Here is a 24,652-nt window from a genome sequence, read left to right as displayed (position 1 = left end):
GCTCACTTTAGCCAATTCACAGGTCTATGAAGCGATAGCTTGCGACCTTGCCACCAATGGAATCGAGAAACATGTCGCCGCCCACCGCCAGAGGCGTCCACGTCCACAGACCGGCGCGACCTCGCTTGTGAATTCGTCACCAGTTAGGCAGCGGGACCGCCCGACTCGGTCGTGCCGCCTTCCCCACCCGGTGCGGGATTAGCAGGAGCCGGTGAATTGCCAGGGTTAGGAACATACCCGGAAGTGCCGGGAATGGTGGGACTAGGTTCGGCTCCACCCGAACCATTCCCACTACCAGCGGGTCTATTCCCCGACTCGTTGGGGGGCAGATTTCCCGGATTGCGCGGCTGTGCCGGAGCCGGCGGCAGAGACGGGTTTGGTGGTAAAGAGCCGACAGGACCGGGATTTGTTGCAGTTTCGCTCTCCGTAGGGCTGGGTTCCTCCGAACGGGTCACTTCCACTTTCTTAAGTTTCTGAGCTTTCGCAAACTGCTCGACTTCCAGACCTTTCACGGCCCCAGACATGTAATGTTTCCACAGCCATGCCGGCCAGGTGGAACCGGTAACTTCTCGAATACCGCCAAACGGAGTAATGGATTGTTCCTCCCCGTTAGGTCCGGACTGGTACATTCCGACAATCGTCACAGCCTGGGGGATGAATCCGGCAAAAACTGCGGATTTGTTATCGGTGGACGAACCGGTCTTACCGGCAGAAGGTCTGCCGATTTGGGCTTTCGCCGCGGTGCCTCCCGCCTGGAAAGGTCCCGTCAGGGCTTGGGTGGCAGTCAGGGCAATGTTGCGATCAATAACCTGGTCCGCCGAGAAAGACGGCATATAGACAATGTCTCCGGAAGTGTCCGTAACCTGGCGAATCATGTGGACCGTCTGGCGCTTCCCCTGGTTGGCGATAGTTCCGTACGCTTCGGCAATATTTGCCGCCGTGGGTGAGGCCGACCCCAGCACGTTCGTCAAGGAATTATCCAAACCCGGCGTGTTTTCGGGATAGCCCAAACGAATCGCGACTTCCTTGGTCAAGGACGGTCCAACTTTCGCGTTCAAAGCGACATAAGCCGTGTTGATAGATTTTGCGGTGGCTTGCGCCAAGGTGACGGTTCCATAAGAGGCTCCACCGAAGTTCCTGATAGGCACCCCTTGAATGGTCTGCGGGGAGTTTCCGGGATAGGTGTCATTCAAGGACCCGCCCTGTTCCAAAGCCGCAATCATGCCGAAGGGCTTAAACGTAGACCCGGCTTGGAAATGTTCCTGGGTGACGGCGTTAATTTGGACTTTCAGATAGTCCTTTCCGGGATATTCCGCGATAATTTCCCCGGTGCTCGGATCGGTAGAAATCATCGCGACATGCAGATTATCCGAATGACCCGACGGCAGCTGCGCCACCGTTTGCTCCATCAATTTGACCTTATCTTTGTCCAAGCTGGTGATGACTTTCAGGCCCATTGTGTCGATTTGTTCCTCGGTCAAACCTGCCAGATCTTTCAGCTCTTGACGTGCTTGGAACATGAAATAGCCGCTCAGTCCCCCAAAGTCCTGCACACTCGGGGTAGGTGGAATCGTGGTCGGGAACTGTGCTGCCGCCTGCTGTTCAGGAGTGATATACCCGTCGGCAGCCATATTCTTAATGACCCGTTTCCACCGTTTTTGTGCCAGCTCAGGGCTGACTGCCGGATCGTAGGCGGACGGCGCGGGGATGATTCCGGACAGCAGCGCTGCCTCTGAGTAATCAATGTCCTTGGCGTCCTTGCCGAAATAAGCCTTCGCAGCAGCTTGAATTCCGTAGGAGCCGCGGCCGAAATAAATCGTGTTCAGGTAATTGCCCAGGATTTCGTCTTTTTCCTGCTGGCGATTGATTTTCAACGCCATAATGGCTTCTCTGGCTTTCGCCCAGTACCGTTGCACCACGTTTCCCTGGTTCGTGTTTTCCGCCATGTAGTAGCGTTCCACGTACTGTTGACTCAACGTGGAGGCACCCTGTGTTGCCCCGCCGCGGGCGTTATTGAGGAAAGCCCGCGCGATACCCCGCAAATCGACCCCGGAGTTCGTCCAAAAGGTCCGGTCCTCTGAAGCCACGACGGCGTTGCCGATTTGTTTGGGTAGGTCTTTCGTGTCGATGATTTCCCGGTTTACCTCAGCAAACTTGCCGATTTCGGTGGCTCCATCAGAATAGTACACGGAGGTGACTTGGGCGCGGGCAAACTCGGCAGGTTTGGGCACTTCGGTAGTGGCGTAGACAATCAGGAAGGTTGCCAAGGCTCCCACCAGCATCAGGATAAAGAGGAACAGCAGGGTCAGAAAAAAGTTTCGTACATAGTGGTGTTTGCGCCGTATGGGTCGCACCTGTCGCACCATTTGCCCAGTTACTGTGCGTGGTCGTGCTGCCTTTGCCATATTCCCTGTCCTCGCCACAGTTTTCCCGGCTCACCTCTGGCGGTAAAGCGGTGTTACTGCGCTTTGTCCTGCTCTTTCGTACCATTGTGCCATTTTTCCCACCAGTCACGCAGAACCGCAGTGGCATTTTCCGGTCCCACCGGACCGTGTTCCATCCGGTATGCCAGCATGAATTTATAGGCTTTCCCGACTTCGGGACCGGCGGGAATCCCCAGGATTTCCATGATTTCATCCCCGTTGAGTTCGGGGCGTACCGCGTCTAATTCTTCCTGAGCTTTCAGCTCCTTAATCCGGGCTTCGAGGTCATCATAGGCGGCAGCTAACCGCTGGGCTTTTTTCACGTTGCGAGTCGTGCAGTCGGCACGAGTCAAGCGGTGCAGGCGTTCCAACAGGGGACCGGCATCGGTGACGTAGCGGCGCACGGCGGAATCGGTCCACACCTGTTCCCCATAGCCGTGGAACCGCTGATGCAACGCGACCAAGCGGGACACATCACGAATCGTCGCCTTGTCATATTTCAAGGCTTTCAGACGAGCACGTGTAATCCGCGCCCCAACCACGTCATGCTGGTGAAATGTCACGACCCCCCCGGCCTCGAAACGTCGGGTCGCGGGCTTGCCAATATCGTGCAAAATCGCCGCCAGGCGCAGCACCAAGTCTGGGGCGGGCACGGGTCCGTCCGGTCCGGTCTCTTGCGCGATAGCCTGGTCGAGCACGGTCAAGGAGTGTTCCCACACGTCCTTGTGACGTTTGTGTTCATCTTGCATATCGAGCAAATCCATCAGCTCGGGCAGGACTTGTTCGGCCAGGCGGGTATACACCATCAGTTCCAACCCCCGGCGCGGCGCTGAGGCAATCATCAGGCGGGACAGTTCTGCCTGGACCCGTTCGGGGGAAACAATGGTCAGCCGCTCGCGCATGGTTTCCATCGCCTGCATTGTTTCGTAATCCACGTCAAACTCGAGTTGGGCAGCAAACCGGGCGGCACGCATGATTCTCAGGGGGTCATCCGAGAATGATTCTTCCGGGTCGATAGGGGTGCGCAAGATACCTGCCGCCAAATCGTTAAGCCCCCCGGTGGGGTCCACCAGTTCCAGGGTGGGCAGGCGTAGCGCGATGGAATTAACCGTGAAATCACGGCGAAACAGGTCCCCCTCCAGGGTGTCACCGAACTTGACGGTGGGTTTGCGGGAATCCCGCTGGTAGTCGTCGCTGCGATAGGTCGTGATTTCAAAGACGTCATCGCCTTTGCGTGCTCCCAAAGTGCCGTAGTTGCGTCCCACGTCCCATACTGCGTCCGCCCAAGAACGCAGCACCGCTTCGGTTTCGTCGGGACGCGCCGAGGTGGTCAGGTCTAAGTCATGCGGGGTGATTCCCAGCAGGGCGTCACGTACCGGTCCTCCGACCAGCGCAATCTCATAGCCCGCGGCGGCAAACACCTCTCCGAGAGGCACCACTTTCGCTTTCAACGCCTGACGCACCGCGTCCTGCCGGCTTGCTGTCGTGCCGGACTGTTTCCCTGCCGCGGTCGTTTCCGGGGCAGTCGGATTCGGGGGTGCGCTGTTCGCGATGGTCTGAGTCATGACCCTCCTCTCGGGGTACGTTCCTTTCCAACTAACCGCTCATTACCGGGACTTTTTACCGTATTTTCAACCGGTTAGAAAAACCTCTGCACTATTTTATATAAAATCGTCGTATGTCAGCCGCATCGGAATTGCCGCAGCCCGTCCCCGCGGGCTTTTACCGGTCCCGTTCGGGGCGGCTGCTGCCGATTGTGGAAGAGGTCAGTGCGGGGGGGCTGGCTGTGAAACGTGTCGAGGGAAAGGTGTGCGCCGCGTTGATTTTGCGTCAAGGTCGCGCCGGTCGTCTGGAGTGGCTGCTGCCCAAGGGGCATGTGGAACCGGAAGAGACGATTCCTCAGGCCGCAGCTCGTGAGGTTGCGGAAGAGACAGGTATCAAGTGTCGCCCGGTGCGTTACCTTTCCTCGATGGATTATTGGTTTTCCGGTACTGACCGTCGGGTGCACAAGGTCGTTCACCATTTTTTGCTGGAGGCTACCGGTGGTCAGATAACGGCGGAACGCGATCCTGACCGCGAGGCTTGCAGCGCCCAATGGGTGCCGTTATCCCTCCTGGACAAACGCTTGGCATTCCCTGCCGAACGTCGCATCGGTGCGTTGGCTCGAAAAATGTTGGGGGTGCGCAGTTGAAGACGCGCCGCTCAATTCCGTTCATTTCCCGCGTCCTTATCGGATTAGCGGCGTTATCTTGCGTGTCGTTAGCTGGAGGTACCCCCCACCCCGCGCAAGCTCAAACCGAAAAACCGTCCCCCACCCCTTCTGCCAGCCCCTGTGCGTCCGCCACCAACTCACACTCCGCCAGCGCCTTTTGCGGACCAGGTTTTAACCGTCAGGGCGTTCGTCTGGAGATTACCGCGATGACTCCCATCGTGACGCCAGAGACTACCGAATTGACCGTCAGTGCCCTGTTGGAAGTCAATTCGAATTATCACCAGGCTGCACAGGGGACACTGCATCTAAACGTTTCCACCCAAACCCCCCTTACCCGTGAGGAGCTGAACCAGTGGATGGATGTCCAGGGCAATGACGCGCGTTTGCAGCGAAAAGTCCAAACAGTTGCGACCCTGCCTATCGATCACCTTACCGCGGGTAAACCTCAGCCGGTGACACTGCATGTACCCGTGACTGACCTGCCCCTGGGGCGTTCGGACCAGTGGGGACCCAGACCCTTGAGTCTGACTTTTGTCCCGGATGCGGCTGCGACGGAGAAAGTCCCGTCCAGTACCGATTTGGCATCTTTCAGCGCCCAGGACCGCGCGTTTTTATTGTGGGATTCCGGCGCCGCGTTTGAGCCCAGTGAACTGTTGACTTTTGTGCCGCTCACCACCACGCACGCTGATGTTGTGGCGGCGGACCGCGAGCTACCAAACCTCGGCAGTCGCCCGAACCAGCGGCTCATGGAAGTGTGCGCGCTGGCAAATGCCACCCCACTGACCCCCGTATTCGACCCCTTTTTGATTGCCACGGAGCTGAACGGGGTGGACGAGACCTCCCGTCTGCTGAATTTGAGCAAACCTAGCCCGTCTCCCAGTACCGAGCCGCGTCCCGCTGTGACGCCTTTGCGTGACCTGGTCGCCGCCGGTAACTGCGGCCAGCAGCCGCCTGCCTATCTGCCTCCGGGGGATTTCGGGGCGGCAAACACCAGCTGGTTGGCGCCGGCTGCGCAGGATTTGTTGCGCACCACCGCGGTTGACTTGGGTACCAAAGTCACCCAAAGAATCCCGGAATATCAAGGGAATCTGTTGTTGTGGCCGGATTTTTCGGTGCACTACTCGCCGTCCGGAGATGTCGCCCAAGAAGTCTCGACCTGGGGGAATCACCCGCTGCTGCTCTCCCCCGACTCGGGTTTTAAGGAGTTGGGGAAGTCTCCCGCTTATGACACGGATAGCCGCCAGCGTATTGAGTTTTCAGCACCCGGAAACACCACTTCGGCTGCAGGGTGGACTTTGGACGGGGATTTGTCCCGCCTGTTGAACGGTCAGCCGGCATTTGATGCCAGTCAGACTCCCTCGGATTATCGGCTTTCTGCCGTGGGGGCGCGGCAGTGGGCGCTCGCGTCCACGGCGGTGCTGACCCGGCAGCGTCCTTTTGCCCCCCGCGTCTTCGCGGCGGGTGCCGACCGGGATTACAGTGCCACACCGACGCAAAAGGCCGTGATGCAGGGTCTCGGCCAAGCTCGCTGGTTGAGTTTCCCAGCCTGGAACACGGTCCTGCCCCCCGTGAGTGAAGCTGCGGGGACGCAGACCCGAACGGTCACGGTACCGGCTCCCACACCGGCTGGACAGACAGATTCTAGTTCCTTTTCTACCGGCTCGAAAGCTGCTATTCCAGGAGGAAAACCATTGACGTGGTTCACCAACCCGACATTTGCGGCAGCGGATAATCTTCGTGTTGGTGCCGCCCTGAACGCTGCCATGTCTGAACCGGCACGATTTAACACCATGTTTTCGGCTCTCCAAATCTCCAGCGCCTGTGCCACCTGTACCGCCAGCATCCCGGATGGCACCATCTGGGCAGGAAAATCGGCAGCTCGGCAACAAACCCCCGCACCCCACTCGTCCCAGACCGAGGAACCGGCGCCCAACACTATTGACCCCGACATTTCCGCGGCAATTATTGATTTGATTAATTCGCAACCGGCCTCGGTCATCAATCTCATTGATAAGAGCGCCCAGCTGCCGATTTCTGTCTCTAATGGTTGGGACCAAGCCGTGAGTGTACGTCTGAAATTGACCCCTTCGGATACCCGTTTGCAATTCAATCCGGTGGAGACTCTCACCATAGCGCCTCACTCCATCGGTCAGTTCCGCATCCCGGTGAAAGCAGTCGGTTCGGGAGATGTGCAAGTCACCGTGCAACTGACCAACCCGGCAGGGCAGAGCATCGGCGCGGCGGAAACTATCCAGGTGCGAGTCCGGGCGGAATGGGAATCCACCGGAACCTACATCGTGGCTGGTTTACTGGCTGTCGTGTTGGTTTTCGGGATAGTTCGGCGTATCGTGAAAGGCCCCAAGAACCGTACCCCAAAACGGGAGACTAAACGTGAGTGAACACCCGATGAATGCGCCCGCTCCGGACTCCAACCCGAACCCGCCCGATTCCCCGCAACTACGTAAAGTAGCTGACGGGGTAGCAAACACGAAAACCGGTAAATCCAGCGTCATCATGGCAGCCGGCACCCTGGTATCCCGCGTGCTGGGCTTTGTACGACAATGGCTGCTGGTCGTAGCTATTGGCGGGTTCGGTATCGCCGATGCCTTTAACACCGCCAATATCTTGCCTAACACGCTGTATAACCTGCTGGCGGGCGGAATTTTGAACGCGATTCTGGTGCCCACCATCGTGCGCGCGCTGGCAAACAACAACGGTAAAGAAGGGGTTGACCGGGTAAACGCCCTGCTCACACTCGCTTCTATCGCCTTGTTGGGTTTGACGGTACTGTCAGTGGCGCTCGCGTGGCCCCTGGTGATGCTGTTTGCGGGGGGAATGCAGCCGAAATTGTTTGACCTGACCGTCATCTTTGCGCTGTGGTGTCTGCCCCAAATCTTCTTTTACGGCACGTATGCTCTGCTGGGACAAGTGCTGAACTCGCTGTCCAGCTTCGGTCCCTACATGTGGTCCCCGGTGGTGAATAACCTGGTGGGGATTGCCGGACTGGGGATGTTCATCAACTTTTACGGCACCGCCCCCAGCCACGACTTTGATGTGTCGAAGTGGGATGCGCCCCGGATTGCCCTTTTGGCAGGTTCCATGACGTTGGGGATTGCACTGCAAGCGATAATTCTGGTGTTTCCCCTGATGCATCTCGGGTTCCGGCTCCGCGCCAATTTTCACTGGCGGGGTTTAGGTTTCCGCCATACCGGTCGAGTCGCCGCCTGGGCTTTCGCGGGTCTGGTGGTTAATACGTTCATGAACCTGATTGTGGCGCGTATCGCTTCGGCAGCCAATGGTGCCGGACAGCTGGACGGGCAGTTCTATCCCGGTTTCGCTATCTACCAATACGCCAATACGCTGTATATGCTGCCCCAATCTCTGGTCACAATTTCCGTGACTACCGCGGTCTTTACCTCTATGGCACTGCACGCGACCCGGAACGACATCCCCGCTCTGGCTGGGGACTACCTACACGCCGCCCGATTGTCCAGTCTGTTCAACTTCCTTTTGGCAGGCATGTTGATTGTGGGAGCGCTGCCACTGGCTAATGTCACCGCCACCGCGCTGCCACCCCAGCAAGCTCAGGCTTTAGCAGCCATCCTCATCATCTTGAGCTTGGGGATTCCGGGGCAAGTCATTTTTTCCACCACCTCACGCGCCCTGTATTCTCTGGAGGACACGCGGACCCAATTTTTCCTGATGCTGCCTTTCCCCCTCCTGACTGCCCTCCTCGGTTTATTTTCGTACTTTCTGCTCAGCCCCTCTTTCTGGGTACCCGTGACGGCGGCGGCCGAACCGTTATCGTTGACCACGTCGGCACTCCTGGGTTTGGTGTTGTTGCATCGTAAAGGTTTCGCAAAAGCTGTGTTTGCCCAAGTTCTCGGTCACTATCTGCGTTTATTCGTGGCGGTGGTCGTGGCAGGAATTCCAGCGTGGATAGTGTTGACTTTCGTCATTCCATCTCCCGGAGCGGACTGGACTTACGGTGCCACTTTCATCTCCGGGGCATGGCGTTGCCTGGTTGTGGCGCTGGTCATGGTTCCCCTCTACATCGGGGCACTGTGGGCATTTCGGGTACGTGAAGTGCGCGGACTTGTCACCAAGCTGCACCGCTAACGCAGAGAACTTCGCTATATTTTGTCGCGGTTTTCCTTGACGGGCTAAAATACATAAATCAGCTGGATTTTGAGAAAAAAGGGGGCGGCGTGGATCACACCAAGTCAAACGGCACACCGGTGTTCCGTTCTGTTTCCACCGGCGTTCCTCCTGAACCCACTCCACTGTTTAACGATTCGTCAGAACCGGCGGAATCCACCGAAAACGTCATTGACGTCCCTGACGAAGATACCTTGACCGGTGAGGATGTTATCGACGAAGTGTCGGGACGTTCCTGGGATGCCGAGCGCAAGCGTCTGCGTAATGAATGGGTCAGCTGGAAAGCCGAAACCACCGAGGTATTGAACACCAGCCTCAGCGATGCACGCCAAGCTGCCACTGATTACACGCCAAAACATGAGGAAGTTCCCGCTGCCGAGTCAGCGTTGACATTAAAGATTACGGTGCTGGGTGTGGTGGTAGTCGCGGTTTTAGCACTGTTTGCCTGGTTCTGGCCCCATCCTTCGTCGGCGCGTGCCGATCATTCCTTAGATTTGACCCCCGTACCGGATTTGCAGGTGCTTCCAGAAGCCGAACCGACCCCGTTGCCCATCACCAGTGTGACTTCCATTTCGGGTCTACCCGATGGCTATGACCATCCCGAACTGGCTGGTATGGCAGCCGATGGGAAGCCAGAGACTTCATGGCGCACTGCAGCGTTACGCTCCGCCATGCTGGTCGGGGGACGCGGTTATGGGCTGGTGATTAATCTGGGAGATTCCCCGGTTCAGGTTAAAAAGGTCGTGGTGAGTTCTGCCTCTACGGGAGGAACTCTGGAGCTACGCCAAGGCAACGCCGACAATTTCCGCCAGGCTACCGTATTGGGTTCGCAGCCCCTGTCCTCTACCGTTACCTATCATCTGGCGCGACCCGTGGAGACGAACAGCCTGGTTTTGTGGTGTACCGAGATGCCAACCTCTGCCGGGGGAGAGTACCGGTTGAATATCTCCGAGATTCAGGTGATTGGCTAGATTTCGACTCCAGCTTTACCCAAGTCAGCGGGTTTTCAGCGCGACTTCCCACTGGTTTTCAGTGAATCAGGAACCATCGCTAAGGATTCACAGCTACAATAAAATGTATACGATTATTTTTTACCCTAGGGAGTCTTTTTGTACGACGTCATTATTATCGGTTCGGGTCCGGCAGGTTACACTGCCGGGATTTACGCAGGACGTTCAGCTTTGAAAACACTGCTGGTGGCAGGGTCCATGAATATCGGCGGGATGCTGATGAACACTACTTTGGTGGAAAATTACCCCGGCTTTAAAGACGGGATTCAAGGTCCCGACCTAATGCAGGAAATGCTGGACCAAACCGAGCGCTTCGGGGTAGAGATCATCTATGAAGATGCTCAAAAGCTAGATTTGCGCGGCGACATTAAGACAGTCGTCACCGATGAGGGTACTTACCAGGGTCGTACAGTCATCATCGCGACTGGTTCGGGTTACCGCACTTTGGATGTTCCCGGAGAGGAAGAGCATGCTGGTCACGGGGTGTCTTACTGTGCTACCTGTGACGGGTTCTTCTTCCGCGATCAACCCATCATGGTCGTGGGCGGTGGCGACTCCGCGATGGAAGAGGCAGTGTTCCTGACTCACTACGGTTCCTCAGTCACGGTGGTACACCGTCGTGATGAGCTGCGGGCCAGCGCGGCTATGCAAGCTAAGGCATTTAAAGAAGAAAAGATTTCCTTCGAGTTCGACACGGTAGTTGAGTCCATCAACGGGACGGACAAGGTCGAATCAGTCACCCTGAAAAATGCGAAAACTGGGGACACCAAGACCGTGCCGGTCGGAGGTATCTTCATTGCCGCTGGTCACTTGCCCCGCACCGAATTGGTACGTGACCAGTTAGAGTTGGATGCATTAGGCAACATTTGGGTGGATTCTCCTTCCACGCGCACCTCCATGCCGGGTGTGTTTGCTGCCGGCGATGTCACGGACGGGATTTACCGGCAAGCAGTGACCTCCGCAGCTTCTGGCTGTCGTGCTGCTATTGATGCGGATCGCTATATTAAGGACCACGATGCTCAGGTTAATTGAGCCAGTCGAGTCACACATTTTTGGCCTGTGGTAACTGCAGGTTCGATAGATTTCACCCAAGAGAAAGGTAAGTATTATGTCCGCAGCTATTGAAGTAACTGAAAGTAATTTCGCTGCCGAGGTGCTGGAATCCGACGTTCCGGTGCTGGTGGACTTCTGGGCGGTTTGGTGCGGTCCCTGCCGTCAGATGGCACCGATTGTGGATCAAATCGCTGCTGACTTCGGCGATCGTCTGAAAGTCGCCAAGTGCGACGTGGATAAGAATCCCTCCCTCCAGGCTCAGTATGGGGTTTCTGCCATTCCCACCTTTAATATTTTCAAGGGTGGCAAGGTCGTCCACCAGATTATCGGGGGTCGCCCTCGTTCTCAGTTCAAAGAGGAAATCGAAGCTGCCCTGGCCTGAGGTTCTTTGAGACACTCCGTTCATCGACCCTGTGGTTCCGCTTTTGCGTAACGTATAGCACGATTTTCTCCGTGTTTACGTTAGCACCCTTAGAATGGAAGAGCAGACTTTACTCCGCGGTCCTTCGCTGGGGTTTCCGGCTTTACTCCTTTCTCCCGGATTCAGCGAGGGACCGCTTTTGCGTCTCAGCGGTTTTGCTCCGAAATTTTGGCAGACTTTCGTGCCAGCGTAAACTTGCAGATATCTCACTCTAAGGAACGTTTATGACTTCAGCTTCTTCATTAAACCCAATTGATTGGTCATCTCGATTCTCAACCCGTGCCAACAACTTACAAATCAGCCAGACACGAGCTTTGTTTGCCGTCGCGTCTCGTCCCGAGGTCGTTTCTTTAGCTGGCGGGATGCCTAACTTGAAAGACCTACCTCTGCAACAGATTGCCCGTTCTTTCCAACAGATGTTTGCTCAGGATGGCGCCACCGCTATGCAGTACGGTGGCGGTCAGGGCTTGGAGACGCTGCGTGAACAAATCACCGACATCATGAGCTTGGAGGGTATTCATGCCTCCGCCGCTAACGTCACCATTACCGCCGGGTCTCAGCATGCCTTAGATCTGGTTACGCAACTTTTTGTGAATCCTGGCAACCCTATTTTGGTTGAAGCGCCCTCCTATGTCGGAGCGCTTTCGGTGTTCCATTCCTATCAATGCGACGTTCATCATGTCCTCATGGATCAGGAGGGTCTGATTCCTGAGGCTCTGGACGAAGCTGCCACACAGTTGGAGCGAGCCGGTCGCCCTGCCAAATTCCTCTATACAGTGCCCAACTTTCACAACCCTGGAGGCATGACCCTCAGCGAAAAGCGCCGTCCGCAAATTGTCGAGATTTGCCAACGTCACCACCTGTTGATTTTGGAAGATAACCCGTACGGTCTGCTGGGCTTTGACGGGCACCTTTACCCCGCGATGCAGCCCTTGAATCCCGATGGCGTTATCTATCTGGGTTCTTTCTCCAAGATGTTCGCTCCAGGTTTCCGTATTGGCTGGGCGCTGGCTCCAGACCAGATTACGCAAAAACTGGTCGTTGCCAATGAAACGGCTATCCTGACCCCCTCTATGGCAGCCGAAATGTCTATCTCTAAATACCTTCAAGATTTCGACTGGTACGGTCAAGTAGACAAATTCCGCGTCATGTATCGTGGTCGGGCTCGCGCCACCCTGGAAGCCCTTAAGAAATACCTCCCGGATTGCACCTGGACACACCCGGTTGGCGGCTTCTATACCTGGGTTCATTTCCCTGCCGGTATCAACACAAACGCTATGCTGACCCGCGCCGTGCAAAACTTGGTCGCTTATGTCTCTGGCACGGCATTTTATGCCGACGGGCGTGGCTCTGACTACCTGCGCATTGCTTACTGCTATCCCCCCGAGGAACAGATACGCGAAGGTATCCGTCGCTTGGCGCTCACTGTGGAACAGGAGAAAGCCCTGCTGGCTAATGGTGAAGTAGCCCACGGTGATACTGCCGCCAAATCCGCCTAGGTACACCTGAAGTCTCTGCCTCGGAAGTCAGAAATCTCCGGTTTGTTTTCCTATAAAAGGTCGAGTACGTTCGTTACCCGATTTTTCCCAGAACCGCTTATCCCCTACGCAGGGACTCGGGGTGAGCCTCGCAATCTACAGCAACAATGTTTCACGTGAAACAATTGAGTGCTAACTCTACTAACCCTTCCCAGCCAGGATATTCAGAGTTCTAGCCGCGTGCAATAATTTTGGCAATGCGCGCTAAATCATCGCTGTCGGCAAACTCTATAGTCACTTTACCTTTTGTCTTGCCCACCTGTAGGTTAACGCGCGTCTGCAGGGCATCTTCGAGCTGAGATTTCATCTCCATCATGTCGGGACTGAGCGGTGTAACCTGCCGTTTCTTCGGCTGAGCGGTCGGAGAATCGGTATTGTCACCTACCGCAACGATTTCCTCGGTAGCTCTTACCGATAAACCTTCTGCCACAATCCTCTGCGCCAATTGAGTCATCGCTTCAGGATCGTCTAAAGCCAACAGCGCACGAGCGTGACCGGCAGATAAAACTCCCGCGGCAACCTGGACCTGTACTGCGGCGGGTAGCTTTAGCAAACGTAAGGTATTGGCAATCTGAGGACGGGAACGCGAGAGACGCTTCGCCAGGGTTTCTTGGGTAACGCCGAGTTCCTCAATCATCTGTTGATAGGCTGCTGCTTCTTCCAACGGGTTGAGGTTAACGCGCTGTATGTTTTCCAACAGAGCGTTCACGCCCATTTCATCATCCGCAGTGTCACGAATGATAGCCGGAATCGTTGAGAGACCCGCGAGCTTTGCTGCCCGCAAACGCCGCTCCCCCATAACCAGCTCATAGAGAGGTTTCGGACCTGACTCGATTTGTCGCACGGTGACCGGCTGCAAGATGCCCACAGAGCGTATCGAGTTTGCCAGTTCTGCTAATGCGTCTTCATCAAAAATTTCACGTGGTTGCGACCGGTTAGCAGTAATGGAAGTAACAGGTAATTCTTGCACCGTCATACCAGGCACGGGCACCAGGTTAGGTTCCGTCGAATCCGCTGTCTTTGCAGTCTTGCGCTGCATCGCATCGGGACTCAACAAATCGTGAACCTTGTCGTTCCCTTTAGTCGGGTTAGTGCCTGGTTTGGGAGGTACCAAGACATCTACCCCGCGTGGCTCAACTGGTGCGCTCGGAATCAAAGCACCCAGACCACTACCTAAAGCCCGTTTTTTAGCCATGTATCAATTTTCCTTCGTTGCTAATTTCCCTAAAAGTTCTAAGGCTGCCATCTGATAAGCCAGCGAACCGGCAGAGTTCTTTTCGTAAGTTATAACTGTCTGTCCCCAAGATGGAGCCTCTGAAATCGCGACCTGGCGCGGGATATTTGTGGACAGAGTCTGTTCAGGATAGTGCGAGCGCACATCTGATTCCACCTGAGCTGCCAAATTAGTCCGCTTATCAAACATGGTAATCAGAAATGCCAGCACTTCAAGCTTCGGGTTTAGAGCATCTCGAATCTTATCTACCGTGTCAGTCAGCAGAGAAATCCCCTCCAAGGCGTAGTACTCAGCCTGGACCGGAATCACGACCCAGCGCGCGGCACAAAATGCGTTCACGGTCAACAGCCCTAGCGAAGGGGGACAATCAATCAGAATCAAACACCCTGACTTACCCTCTAAAAATGAATCTATAGCCTCATGCAAATAGAAACTGCGATCAGCCTGATCGGCGAGTTCCATCTCTACCCCTGCCAAATCTACGGTGGCAGGAACTACGAGCAAGCTTTCCTCTTGCGGGCAAGGCTGTGCAACTTCGGCAAGTGTAGATTCTCCGGTGTACACATCGTAGAGAGAGGGAGTGCCCACATGGTGATCTATGCCGAGCGCGGTAGAAGCGTTACCTTGTGGGTCAGTATCAATGACAAGCACCTCCACACCACGCTTAGCTAAACTCATAGCCATGTTAACCAGGGTTGTCGTCTTGCCAACACCGCCCTTTTGATTTGCCATGGCAACAATGTGGTTATGGCGCAGCGGGGGAGTTTCCTCAGAGGCGATAGTCTGGCGCAACTCTAGCGACTTGCGCAGTTCACGAGCAATAGGGGTTTCATTCTCGGAAGTGGGCACCCGGGGGCGCAGGGTCCGGTGAATGGAATCAGGACGCTCTATGTGATGGGGGACTACGACCTTGGGTCGTTCGTTTTCTGCCACCATTAACTCCCTTCTTTTCTTCCAGTTTACTTCATGGGGGATGGTGAAAAAATTCTAGTTTCTGAATTCTTTATCCACATCTTATCCACAGGATTTTCCGCTTGGTTGCGCCGGTTGACAATTCTTTTCACAGGCAAATCACTCCACCAGAATGCCTTTCGAAACGCGAAAGCAATATGTCAAGCACGCCAAATGTGAGACCTAATGACTGAGAGTTGTATCCGAACCTCGTTGGGAAACGTAGGGCAAAATGTTTCACGTGAAACATTTACCTATTTCTTCATCAACCGCACCACCCTGGTTGGTTCCCTGGTCAAAGGTGTGGAGATCGTGAGTACCTCAGGAAGGGAAACCTTTTGTTTGACGAATACATAGTTTCCTTTGGCTTTGGCAATTTCCGATTCGACTGAGGCACCTTTCAGGAATAACAGGGTACCCTGCTTTTTCACCAGAGGAGCGGTCCACCCCAGCAAAGTCGAAAGATTACCCACCGCTCGTGCGGTCAGGTAGGAAAAGGTCTGTTTGCCGCGAATGTCTTCGGCTCGAGCGTTACGAATCCGCACATTGTCTAAGCCCAGTTCCTCTATACAAAACTGCAACCACTCGCAACGACGTGCCATCGACTCAATCAGCGTCAGGCTCAAGTCGGGTCTGCCAATAGCCAAGACCAAACCGGGCAACCCCGCTCCTGAACCGACATCAGCAACCTGAACTCCCTCGGGAAGTAACTGACTGAGCACCCAGCAGTTTAAGATATGGCGACTCCAGATGCGTCCCGCTTCTCGCGGTCCCAGCAACCCCTGTTCCAGACCCTCGTGTGCGAGTAGGTCTGCGTAGTAACGCATTTGACCGGCACTGGTATCGAACACGTCGGCAAGACCATCAGGTTCGGGTTCAACCTGTACCTCTCCCAACGTGTCCTCCGCCGGGGTATCCTGCACTGAATCTGTCATGGAATATCTCTCGAACGACCTAAATCGTTAGGCTTCTTCGGAGGTTTCTGCGGTGGCATTATCCGCTTCATCAACAGCTGAGTCTGTCAGGTCAGCAGCCGTACCAGCGGGAGATTCCGCGGCGGAGTCAAAGTCGTCTTGGTCTTCGTCCTCGAAATCCTCGTCGTCACCTTCATCGAGAGAAATGACGACGTAACGATGAGGCGCCACACCTTCGGATTCAGAATACAATCCCATCTGGGCAGCCTTATCGTGGCACACTTTGCGTTCAAAAGGATTCATGGGATCGAGTTGTACCGGCTCGCCGGTTTCCTGCACCTGCGCGCCCAAACGTTCCACTAGCTCCTGCAGTTCAAGACGTCGATTAGTGCGGTAGCCCGCAATATCAAGCATCAATCGGGACCGTTCCCCGGTTTGAGACTGTACTGCCAGGCGCGTCAACTCCTGCAAAGCCTCCAGAACTTCACCATGCCGACCAATCAACCTCTTGAGACGTCGATCCGGTTCTTCATCTCCGGTCACAATCTCGACCAGAGCGCGCCCGTTCTCGACATCAATCTCAATGTCGCCGTCCAGGTCAACGATGTCCAGCAGTTCCTCTAAATAATCTGCTGCCAAGTCACCTTCATTTTCCAGGCGCTCCATTTTGGAGCCACGATTGGCAACGACTTCGGTGCCTTCTTCGATTATGTCCAACTCATCCATTGTTTCACTCATGTTTTTGCTCCCTCGTTTCCCAGGCAACTCACTGCGTCGCATTGCCTGAAAATTTCGTCTCTATCGGTTCCCTTGCTTCTTTTTTGATTTCTTTTGTTTAGCTTTGCGTTCTGCTGCGCGCCTTTCAGCTTGTTTAGTGGCACGTTGGCTGGCGGTCAAACCATCCTTACCCACTTCATCCGGATCAGGCTCCATATCAGCGCGTTCCTCAGCTTTGTCCTTATCAAACTGAGCGCGGTATTCCTCCCAGCCCTTTTGACCGGGCTGCATCCGTTGCTGTTTGCCCCCTTTACCCTGGGCATCCACGGAACCGAAATTAATTTCATCTAATCCCAGCTCCATCCGGCGTTTCTCGAGCTTCCGGATATGCGCCAACCGGGCTTCACGCATAGCGACCTGAACACCCTTTTGATTCAACCCCGCCTCATTAAGCTCAATCTGTTCCAACTGAGCAGAGAGTTGTTTCTCTTGGTCAGCACGGTATTTCTCAAACTTCTGTTCATGCGCATCAGCACGCCACCGCGCGGCAGCGGAACCGCGAGTGGGGTATGCCCGAATCATGAAGTACTGTTGCACCAAACTCCACGTATTAGAAGTCGCCCAGTAAATGAGCAGCCCGACCTGCACGACCGGACCGGTGAACAGATACACCAGGGGCATGAAATACATCATGGACTTCGTGGATTTCACCATCGGGTTATCCGAGTTCAGCTGTTCGTCACTCATGTTCTTCATGGAGAGGAACGCGGTCTGAACGAACATAGTGATAACCAGAAAAGCCACCATAATGCCAATGACAATCTTGGTCTGCAAGGTGGAAGTGGGACCGAACATAGTCTGACCCAAAGATTCACCAAAGAACGTGGAATCCCACAGGGCTTTGGCTTGCTGTTGACCCATTCCGCCGATGGAAACATGCTCGGGCATAGTCCCGTGCGCGACCGCCGACATGTAGTAAAGCAAACGATACAGAGCGAGAAGTACCGGCATCTGAACCAATAGGGGCAGGCACGAGGCGGACATGGAAGCGCCGTACTTCTTTTGCACGGCTTTCATTTCTTCCTGTTGGCGCATCATGGTCTGCTGATCACGTTTGCCCTTATATTTCTTGGTAATGGCAGTCAATTCGGGCTGCGCCAAGCTCATAGCCCGAGACGCTTTAATCTGTTTGATAAACAGTGGCACGATAATCAGGCGCACCACGATAGTCATCCCGACAATCGCCAACACCCAGCCAATTCCAGCGCCGGACTCTACACCGAGGAGGGTAATCATCTCGTGAACCCCACGCAGAACCCAACCCACCACCCACATAAAGGGGTACAAAATCTGATCGTAGAGGGACAGCTTGGCTTCCCCAGCAGCCGAAACCAGGCTCAGCAACATGACACCGTTCTTTCTTTCGTTTCCAAAGTTTCCCCACTCGCCTCTGCGGTCCACAGTGCGTTTTGACCAGGGGAAAGACCATAAGTTTGGGAGCTAACGCTGCCGGGGGCGGTCCACGGATTGGTCCAGGAACCTTTCACGGGAGGATAATCTACGCCACCATCAGAGTAGGGGTTGCACCGCAGCAACCGCCACAGAGTGAGCGCCGAGCCTTTCCAAAATCCGTGTACCTGCAAAGCTAAGTCAGCGTAATGGGAACAGCTGGGGTAATACTTACACACCGGTCCAAATGCTTTTGACAAGGTGTGCTGATAGATGTGAATAAACAAGCGCGACACAGTTGCCGGCAGGTTCCAGACCCACCGCCATAATGCCTTGCCCGCTAACACCGTATCTATCCTAACTTTCACCAGCCGTAATCTGAGACAAACCTGGCTAGCAGGACCGGGATGGACTTACAAAATCCCGATCACCGTGTTGTTTGTGCGCCATCTTTCGCAACAATATCTGAATTTGGTTTTCCAGCTGTGGATAATCTACTTCGGCAATGCCAGCTTTGGCATAAAACACATTTAAAGAACCTGCTGGAAACTCTGTGATACGGTCGCGCACCAAGTGACGCAACCGACGTTTAACGAGGTTGCGTCCTGTGGCGTGTTTCACAAACCGCTTGGCTACGACAAAACCGATTCGTGCCGGCTCACTCCCGTTACCGAGATATTGGTGAAACACCATGTTATGACAGTGAGCGTGACAACCCTCACGCATTGCCTGACGAAAGTCCTGGGCGCGGGTCAGCCGGTTTGCCTTAGCAAGCATCAGCTTGGGGACTAGACCGCCAGACGCTTGCGACCACGACGACGCCGAGCGCTGATAACCGCCCGACCACCACGAGTGGCCATACGATTACGGAAGCCGTGCTTGTGAGCGCGGCGACGATTATGGGGCTGATAAGTCCGCTTAGTCACTTTTTTCTCCTGAAAAATAATCCCGGGAAATCCCGAGCCGCAGTTAAGTCATAAGACGAAGCCCCAATTTAGCCCAATTATCAGCATCCTTGCAAATTAGCGAAAAAGTCGGAGTCATAGAATTTCCTGGAAAATAATTGGAAAACTCTAATGAAATTGCACCTCATCCCAGAGTTACACGGTTGTAACTTTGTCCACAGGTTGTGGAAAACTTTGTGGATTTCACTAAAGAGTGGCAAGATTTACTCAGTTTTATCTGCATAGACACAACAGCCAAGGAGAGTACTGACCGTGGACAATGCTGCCTGGGAAAGCGCGGCCAAAGCTGACCTTGGACCTACCGATTTTTGGGCGAAAGCGCTTGAAAATCTCAGTGTTTCAGGAAAAATCGGCAACTTCGACCTGGCGCTCATCCGCCAATCCAAAGGTTTGGGGGAATCCGGGGACGCAGCTGTTTTGGCAGTATCCAGCAATGACGTCAAGACCATGATTGAGTCGAAGTACTCCGACCTGTTTAAGACCACGTTCAGCGAAGTGTTGCACCGTCCCATCAACAACTTGATTGTGACCGTAGACGAAAACCTGGGCAATATGGCGCCCACACCTCAAACTTTTGAACCCGTAGCACCTCAACCAGCCCCACCTATCGCCCCCACCACCCCCGTCTGGGAGCCGGAACATCAACAGACCCTGCACATTGACTCGAACACGGGACTGAACCCGACCTACACTTTTGACTCTTTCGTCATCGGTTCTTCAAACTCATTTACCGCTGCCGCAGCAGAATCTGTGGTGGCGTCTCCTGCCAAAGCCTACAATCCACTGTTTATTTATGGTGGTCCAGGACTGGGCAAAACCCACCTGCTGCACGCCATCGGCAACTATGCCCTGGAGCTGTACCCCGACTCGAAGGTCAAGTACATTTCTTCTGAGGAGTTCACCAACGAGTTCATCAACGCCATCGCCTCACAGACTTTCGCTGAATTCCAGGCGCGGTACCGCGAAGTCGACTTCCTGCTCATCGACGATATTCAGTTCTTGGCAGGCAAAGAACAAACCCTAGAGGAGTTCTTCCACACCTTTAACACGTTGCACACCGCACAAAAACAGGTCGTTATCACCTCTGACGTGGCTCCCAAAGAGCTGAAGGGGTTTGAAGAGCGAGTTCGTTCGCGCCTGGAATGGGGTCTGATGGCAGACATTCAACCCCCCAGCCTAGAGACGCGAATTGCGATTCTGCGCCGAAAAGCCCAGGCCGGAAACATGCAAATGCCCGATGATGTGGCTGAATTCATTGCCTCAAACGTTGATTCCGACATTCGCGCTTTGGAAGGCGCATTGATTCGGGTCACGGCATATTGGTCACTGAACCACGTACCCGCCACCATTGAAACTGCGAAACTGGCAATTCGCGATTTGATGACCGGCAAGGGCGCCAAAGAAATCACTCCTGAAATGATTATTGATTGCACTGCCCAATACTTTTCGTTGACTTCCGAAGACTTGCTCTCCGCGAACCGATCCCGTACCGTGGTGGGACCGCGCCAAATCGCCATGTATCTGTGCCGTGAACTGACCGACTTGTCATTGCCTCAAGTCGGAGCTGCTTTCGGAGGTCGCGATCATACGACAGTCATGCACGCCAATAAAAAGGTCGCAGCATCCATGAAGGAAGACACCCAAACTTTCAAATCCGTTTCCGATATTTCCGACGCGGTGCGCCGCGCCACCCGCGAATCCTAGTTCCGCTGCTGCCTTTCCAACAGTTTTTTCCATCTCTTTTTCTTTCTGCCTCTGCCTCTATTGTTCTGTTCACAAGGTCGGTGCGGACAGTATTTCCCAAGGTCACGAGGTGCTTGGGGGAGGTTGCGGTGTACCGATTTGGGGGGTCGCGGGATTCCTGTCGTGTTTAATGCCACTTTCACTAAACAAAACGCCGGAAACCGGGAGGGGAGCGGGGGGAGGAACCCGTACGACGCTGGGGAGGGGGCCCTATCGCGGCGAGAGCGTAGCGGAGACGCGATGGGGGAGGGTGCTCCCTCGATGTCGCTAGGTTCCTCCCCCGCGACCCCGAACGGAACCGCGCAAAACTCCACTTGAGAACCCAAAATAGCGAATGTGGACAAAGCTGGGGATGAAGCCGGGTTTTTTCGGGAATTTGTTGTGGATGAAAATGTGGAAAGGATTTAATTCACAAGACGGCTGCGTTTTCCCGAAAGTTATCAACTGAACTACAGATTTGTGATTCTGAACTGCCACCTATCAAACTCGGGTTATACACAGAATTCACACTGGTAATGAAGGTAATTATTTTTTAAAAAATTTTGGCATTTTTCTTCCATCATCAAAGGCGCGGCGCTGCTGTGTATCCCAGTGTCTCTCCACTGCCGAAACAGCAAACTACGGGAGTACTCAAGTATGCGGTTTTGGGTTAGAGTTTGTATAACAACATTTCGCATTTGGGGAGGAATTTCATGGAACTCGTGTTGAGACGCGACACTTTGGCAGAAGCTGTGGCATGGAGTTCCCGGTCTATTTCACCACGTCCGGCAGTGGCAGTGCTTTCCGGTGTACGCATCGAAGCGGGAGAGGACGGAGTGGAGTTTTCCTCCTATGATTATGAGGTTTCGTCTCGTGTGACGGTCGCAGCTGAAGAAGTCACAGAGCCGGGGGTGGCAGTGGTAGATGGCAAGCTACTCAGCGAAACGGCACGAGCCTTGCCGTCTCGCGCTGACCTGGTGAAGTTTGCTACGGAAGATAACTACCTGCACATCACTTGTGGTTCTTTCAAACAAAAGCTCATCATGATGCATTCTGAGGAATACCCGCCGTTGCCGCAAATGCCGGAAAGTGCAGGGAAAGTCGATGCGGCAGCTTTTGCTCATTCAATTTCACAAGTCGCGGTGGCGGCTTCTCGTGATGAAACGTTGCCGCTGCTGACGGGGATTTCTCTGGAGGTTCGCCCGGACAAACTGTATCTTTTGGCAACTGACCGCTACCGGATGGCGTTGAAAGAGATGCCGTGGGCTGGTGGTCAGGGCGGGGATCAAGACCTGGTGGTGAAAGCCAAAAATTTGAGCGATGCAGCAAAGAACATTGCTACCGCCGGCGATGTCGAAGTCGCGGTGGGTTCTGCCAATAATCCCGCTTCCCTGATTGGTTTGGCAGCCAACGGACGGGTATTTACTTCCCAAATTAACGACGGAAACTATCCTGACGTGCGGCGTCTGTTCCCCGAACCGATTAATGTCACGGCGGTAGTAAAGGTCGATCAGTTTATTGAAACTGCCAAACGGGTGGCGATTGTCTCCTCTAATCTCTCTAATCAACAGATTTCTTTGCGTTTCACCTCCGGACAGTTGGAGTTCCTGGCGGGTAATGGCGCGGAAAACAGTGCGACTGACACGATTCCAGCGCTGTTGAACGGTCCGGACATCTCGGTATCTTTTAACTCACGGATGCTCCTGGAGGGACTGGGTGCTATCGACGAACCGTATGCGCGTCTGTCTTTCAAAGATGAGGCGAAACCAGTGGTCATCACGGGTCAAAAGGAAGAAACTGGTGAGGATAATCTGACTTTCCGCTACCTGATTATGCCTATCCGCACCAGCATTTAGAGTTTTATTCACAAGGGGTAGGTCACGAGAACTTTCAGGGGGGCGCGTGTTTGTTTCCGACCTGGCTCTGGACTGGTTTCGTTCCTACCGTCAGGTGATTTTGCATTTTCCGGCGGGAACAAACGTGTTTGTCGGAGCCAACGGGCAAGGCAAAACGAACCTGCTGGAGGCGCTAAACTACCTGGCGGTGTTGGCTTCGCACCGGATTGGTACGGATGCGGGTCTGATTTTTCGCGAAATTGGGGACACGGTCCGGTCGCCGGCAACCTTACGCGCGGGAGTAATTCGGGCGCGGGTTCATCCTGGTACAGATTTGACCGATCCGGATGCTAGCGGGGAACTGTTAGAGATTGAACTGTTGGCGGGCAGGGCTAATCGCGCCATGATTAATCGGCATAATGTGCGCCCGCGCTCTTTGCTGGGTCACCTGTCTACCGTGCTGTTTGCCCCTGAAGATTTGCAGTTGGTGCAAGGCGACCCGGCTACTCGCCGCACTTTTTTGGACCGTATCGCTATCCAGTTACGTCCGACCCTGGTTGGGGCGTTGGGTGAATACACAAAAATCGCGCGTCAACGTGGAGCTTACCTGAAAGACGTGGCGAAACGGCGTGCTCCGATAGATGAAATTCAGCTCTCTATCTGGGATGATGCCTTGGTCCCGGCAGCGGTAGAAGTCATGCGTGAAAGGGCGCGGGTAATCGACCAGTTGGCGCAGTTTTTACCCTCGGTGTATGCCCGAATTGCCGGGCACCCCGCCCCGGTGGGATTGACCTATGCGGATAGTGTCACGAAAACTTTGGAACTGTCCGCGGATGAGCAGCGCGAAATGTATGCAAACCCGGAGTTGCTGTCATCTGTGTTTCGCCAGGCTCTCGCGCAATGTCACGCGGATGAGGCCCGGCGCGGAGTTAATTTGGTCGGTCCCCACCGTGACGAGTTGGAGCTGCATTTAAATGGTTTACCGGTTAAGGGGTTTGCCTCCCACGGTGAGTCTTGGTCTTATGCTTTGAGCCTGCGTTTGGCAGAATTTTCCCTGTTGCGCGAAAACTTTGCGGACACCCCGGTGTTGCTGTTGGATGATGTATTTGCGGAGCTCGATGAACAGCGCCGTGCCGCCCTGCTGTGGGCTATTGACCAGGCTGACCAGGTGTTTATTACTTCTGCGACCGGAACTGAAATTCCTGAAGCGCTACACGCCGCGTTCTACCGCGTCACTTTGGACCCAGAAACCCGTGAAAGCAGCGTGGAGACTCTCGGTCAGGGAGCAGCACCGGATTTTTTGCAATAATGACTGGGCGGTTGTCGTCAGCGGGAGAGGGGGTCCATCTTGGCTAAAGGTATCGACTATTCTGGTCTGTATCCAACCATGCATTCCCCGCTGCCGCGTCGTGCGGTGAAACGTTACCGCGAGCTCATGTTCAGCTTGGGCTTTTACCCCCTCACTGGGAAGGTACGCGGATTTTCCACCGCTGAACACGCGGACAATTTGAGCGAACGGGAATGGTTGGATCGCGAAATCGCGAAACAGTATTACGCTGACCTGGCGAAAAGCCTTGGTTCGACTCCGGAGAGAATTGAGCAGTTAGCGACTCCGGGGCCGGCTACCGCCAATTTCACGGACGGGTCGCGTCCCTCCCGAAACGATCCACAGCGGGCGGGATTCCTGCTGGGGCATTTGGCGCAGCGTTTAGGGTGGGAGACTCCGCTGGAAATCGCCGATGTGAAAAAACATTGGGATGAATATGTCGGTGCCCAGGTCGCTGCCCATTCCACGGTAGAGAGCTTCGAAAAGGGCAAGCTCATCGTCCGGACGGATTCGACCGCTTGGGCTACTCAGCTGAAATTCTTACTGCCCGAGCTGCTCAAACAACTCACCAAGCGGCTGGGAGCGGGAGTGGTGCAGCAAATCATTATCCGCGGCCCTCAGGTGCCGTCTTGGAATCACGGCCCCCGCAGCGTTCCGGGGCGCGGACCGCGCGACACCTACGGCTAGAACCTTGGCACCGACCTTATGCCAAACTTTATCGAC

The 24,652-nt window shown here is 54.7% G+C and carries 21 protein-coding genes; 11 read left to right on the top strand and 10 right to left on the bottom strand.

What is annotated here, in order from left to right; translation table 11 throughout:
• Positions 1-143 precede the first annotated feature (143 nt).
• Positions 144-2,405: a transglycosylase domain-containing protein gene (locus tag HMPREF0573_RS03500; protein WP_236589733.1), complete on the bottom strand. Its 2,262-nt coding sequence runs from the start codon at positions 2,403-2,405 to the stop codon at positions 144-146.
• 53 nt (positions 2,406-2,458) lie between these two features.
• Positions 2,459-3,988, bottom strand: a complete 1,530-nt coding sequence (locus HMPREF0573_RS03495) for a CCA tRNA nucleotidyltransferase (RefSeq protein WP_004008675.1) — start codon at positions 3,986-3,988, stop codon at positions 2,459-2,461.
• A gap of 113 nt (positions 3,989-4,101) precedes the next feature.
• Here HMPREF0573_RS03495 and HMPREF0573_RS03490 point away from each other — a divergent pair, with 113 nt between their 5' ends.
• The 7 genes from HMPREF0573_RS03490 to HMPREF0573_RS03460 all read left to right on the top strand — a co-directional run bounded on the left by HMPREF0573_RS03490 (position 4,102) and on the right by HMPREF0573_RS03460 (position 12,776).
• Positions 4,102-4,614 carry an NUDIX hydrolase gene (locus HMPREF0573_RS03490; RefSeq protein ID WP_013188908.1) on the top strand — a complete coding sequence of 171 codons (513 nt, stop codon included), beginning with the start codon at positions 4,102-4,104 and terminating at the stop codon, positions 4,612-4,614.
• Positions 4,518-7,034 (top strand): DUF6049 family protein, encoded by a 2,517-nt coding sequence (locus HMPREF0573_RS03485; protein ID WP_236589735.1) that lies wholly within the window; start codon positions 4,518-4,520, stop codon positions 7,032-7,034. Before HMPREF0573_RS03490 ends, HMPREF0573_RS03485 begins: the two co-directional genes overlap by 97 nt.
• Positions 7,027-8,754, top strand: coding sequence for a murein biosynthesis integral membrane protein MurJ (gene murJ, locus HMPREF0573_RS03480; protein WP_236585968.1), 1,728 nt, complete (start codon positions 7,027-7,029; stop codon positions 8,752-8,754). Before HMPREF0573_RS03485 ends, murJ begins: the two co-directional genes overlap by 8 nt.
• Positions 8,755-8,843: 89 nt before the next feature.
• Positions 8,844-9,764 carry a hypothetical protein gene (locus HMPREF0573_RS03475; RefSeq protein WP_013188906.1) on the top strand — a complete coding sequence of 307 codons (921 nt, stop codon included), beginning with the start codon at positions 8,844-8,846 and terminating at the stop codon, positions 9,762-9,764.
• A gap of 138 nt (positions 9,765-9,902) precedes the next feature.
• Complete coding sequence (trxB, locus tag HMPREF0573_RS03470) at positions 9,903-10,835, top strand: thioredoxin-disulfide reductase (RefSeq protein WP_004007792.1); 933 nt, start codon at positions 9,903-9,905, stop codon at positions 10,833-10,835.
• Between the two features lie 76 nt (positions 10,836-10,911).
• Positions 10,912-11,238, top strand: coding sequence for a thioredoxin (trxA, locus tag HMPREF0573_RS03465; RefSeq protein WP_004007793.1), 327 nt, complete (start codon positions 10,912-10,914; stop codon positions 11,236-11,238).
• Between the two features lie 263 nt (positions 11,239-11,501).
• The gene (locus HMPREF0573_RS03460) at positions 11,502-12,776 is read left to right on the top strand and encodes an aminotransferase-like domain-containing protein (RefSeq protein WP_041797927.1); all 1,275 of its coding nucleotides are present in this window, start codon (positions 11,502-11,504) and stop codon (positions 12,774-12,776) included.
• A gap of 211 nt (positions 12,777-12,987) precedes the next feature.
• Here HMPREF0573_RS03460 and HMPREF0573_RS03455 read toward each other — a convergent pair whose 3' ends face one another.
• The 8 genes from HMPREF0573_RS03455 to rpmH all read right to left on the bottom strand — a co-directional run bounded on the left by HMPREF0573_RS03455 (position 12,988) and on the right by rpmH (position 19,006).
• Positions 12,988-14,010, bottom strand: a complete 1,023-nt coding sequence (locus tag HMPREF0573_RS03455; protein ID WP_004007795.1) for a ParB/RepB/Spo0J family partition protein — start codon at positions 14,008-14,010, stop codon at positions 12,988-12,990.
• 3 nt (positions 14,011-14,013) lie between these two features.
• Entirely contained in the window at positions 14,014-14,985 is a 972-nt protein-coding gene (locus HMPREF0573_RS03450; RefSeq protein ID WP_004007796.1) for a ParA family protein, read from the bottom strand.
• 269 nt (positions 14,986-15,254) lie between these two features.
• The gene (rsmG, locus tag HMPREF0573_RS03445) at positions 15,255-15,935 is read right to left on the bottom strand and encodes a 16S rRNA (guanine(527)-N(7))-methyltransferase RsmG (RefSeq protein WP_013188902.1); all 681 of its coding nucleotides are present in this window, start codon (positions 15,933-15,935) and stop codon (positions 15,255-15,257) included.
• Positions 15,936-15,962: 27 nt separating this feature from the next.
• On the bottom strand, positions 15,963-16,652 hold the full coding sequence (locus HMPREF0573_RS03440) for a Jag family protein (RefSeq protein WP_004007798.1): 690 nt from the start codon (positions 16,650-16,652) through the stop codon (positions 15,963-15,965).
• 60 nt (positions 16,653-16,712) lie between these two features.
• Positions 16,713-18,038: a membrane protein insertase YidC gene (gene yidC / locus HMPREF0573_RS03435; protein ID WP_004007799.1), complete on the bottom strand. Its 1,326-nt coding sequence runs from the start codon at positions 18,036-18,038 to the stop codon at positions 16,713-16,715.
• Entirely contained in the window at positions 18,029-18,448 is a 420-nt protein-coding gene (gene yidD, locus HMPREF0573_RS09375; RefSeq protein ID WP_236585967.1) for a membrane protein insertion efficiency factor YidD, read from the bottom strand. Before yidD ends, yidC begins: the two co-directional genes overlap by 10 nt.
• Positions 18,449-18,473: 25 nt before the next feature.
• A complete protein-coding gene (gene rnpA, locus HMPREF0573_RS03425; RefSeq protein WP_013188900.1) occupies positions 18,474-18,857 on the bottom strand; it encodes a ribonuclease P protein component in 384 nt (127 codons plus the stop codon).
• Positions 18,858-18,868: 11 nt separating this feature from the next.
• Positions 18,869-19,006: a 50S ribosomal protein L34 gene (gene rpmH / locus HMPREF0573_RS09485; protein ID WP_004007802.1), complete on the bottom strand. Its 138-nt coding sequence runs from the start codon at positions 19,004-19,006 to the stop codon at positions 18,869-18,871.
• Positions 19,007-19,297: 291 nt separating this feature from the next.
• On the opposite strand from rpmH, the gene dnaA reads away from it, so the two are divergent.
• From dnaA to HMPREF0573_RS03405, 4 genes are all read left to right on the top strand, one after another.
• Positions 19,298-20,749 carry a chromosomal replication initiator protein DnaA gene (dnaA, locus tag HMPREF0573_RS03420; RefSeq protein WP_004007803.1) on the top strand — a complete coding sequence of 484 codons (1,452 nt, stop codon included), beginning with the start codon at positions 19,298-19,300 and terminating at the stop codon, positions 20,747-20,749.
• A gap of 731 nt (positions 20,750-21,480) precedes the next feature.
• Positions 21,481-22,623, top strand: coding sequence for a DNA polymerase III subunit beta (gene dnaN, locus HMPREF0573_RS03415; protein ID WP_004008658.1), 1,143 nt, complete (start codon positions 21,481-21,483; stop codon positions 22,621-22,623).
• 46 nt (positions 22,624-22,669) lie between these two features.
• Entirely contained in the window at positions 22,670-23,911 is a 1,242-nt protein-coding gene (recF, locus tag HMPREF0573_RS03410) for a DNA replication/repair protein RecF (RefSeq protein ID WP_013188898.1), read from the top strand.
• 39 nt (positions 23,912-23,950) lie between these two features.
• Positions 23,951-24,616, top strand: a complete 666-nt coding sequence (locus HMPREF0573_RS03405) for a DciA family protein (RefSeq protein WP_236585966.1) — start codon at positions 23,951-23,953, stop codon at positions 24,614-24,616.
• Positions 24,617-24,652: the final 36 nt, after the last annotated feature.

The sequence above is a fragment of the Mobiluncus curtisii ATCC 43063 genome, from assembly GCF_000196535.1.
Lineage (GTDB): Bacteria > Actinomycetota > Actinomycetes > Actinomycetales > Actinomycetaceae > Mobiluncus > Mobiluncus curtisii.
This window is presented reverse-complemented; position numbering and strand designations above follow the sequence as displayed.

Coding starts and splice junctions, on each gene's coding strand:
- HMPREF0573_RS03450 (WP_004007796.1), bottom strand. CDS start 14,985: ATGGTGGCAGAAAACGAACGACCCAAGGTCGTAGTCCCCCATCACATA.
- HMPREF0573_RS03440 (WP_004007798.1), bottom strand. CDS start 16,652: ATGAGTGAAACAATGGATGAGTTGGACATAATCGAAGAAGGCACCGAA.
- HMPREF0573_RS03490 (WP_013188908.1), top strand. CDS start 4,102: ATGTCAGCCGCATCGGAATTGCCGCAGCCCGTCCCCGCGGGCTTTTAC.
- HMPREF0573_RS03500 (WP_236589733.1), bottom strand. CDS start 2,405: ATGGCAAAGGCAGCACGACCACGCACAGTAACTGGGCAAATGGTGCGA.
- HMPREF0573_RS03495 (WP_004008675.1), bottom strand. CDS start 3,988: ATGACTCAGACCATCGCGAACAGCGCACCCCCGAATCCGACTGCCCCG.
- rsmG (WP_013188902.1), bottom strand. CDS start 15,935: ATGACAGATTCAGTGCAGGATACCCCGGCGGAGGACACGTTGGGAGAG.
- HMPREF0573_RS03485 (WP_236589735.1), top strand. CDS start 4,518: ATGGGTGCCGTTATCCCTCCTGGACAAACGCTTGGCATTCCCTGCCGA.
- rnpA (WP_013188900.1), bottom strand. CDS start 18,857: ATGCTTGCTAAGGCAAACCGGCTGACCCGCGCCCAGGACTTTCGTCAG.
- HMPREF0573_RS03460 (WP_041797927.1), top strand. CDS start 11,502: ATGACTTCAGCTTCTTCATTAAACCCAATTGATTGGTCATCTCGATTC.
- trxA (WP_004007793.1), top strand. CDS start 10,912: ATGTCCGCAGCTATTGAAGTAACTGAAAGTAATTTCGCTGCCGAGGTG.
- dnaN (WP_004008658.1), top strand. CDS start 21,481: ATGGAACTCGTGTTGAGACGCGACACTTTGGCAGAAGCTGTGGCATGG.
- yidC (WP_004007799.1), bottom strand. CDS start 18,038: ATGTTGCTGAGCCTGGTTTCGGCTGCTGGGGAAGCCAAGCTGTCCCTC.
- HMPREF0573_RS03455 (WP_004007795.1), bottom strand. CDS start 14,010: ATGGCTAAAAAACGGGCTTTAGGTAGTGGTCTGGGTGCTTTGATTCCG.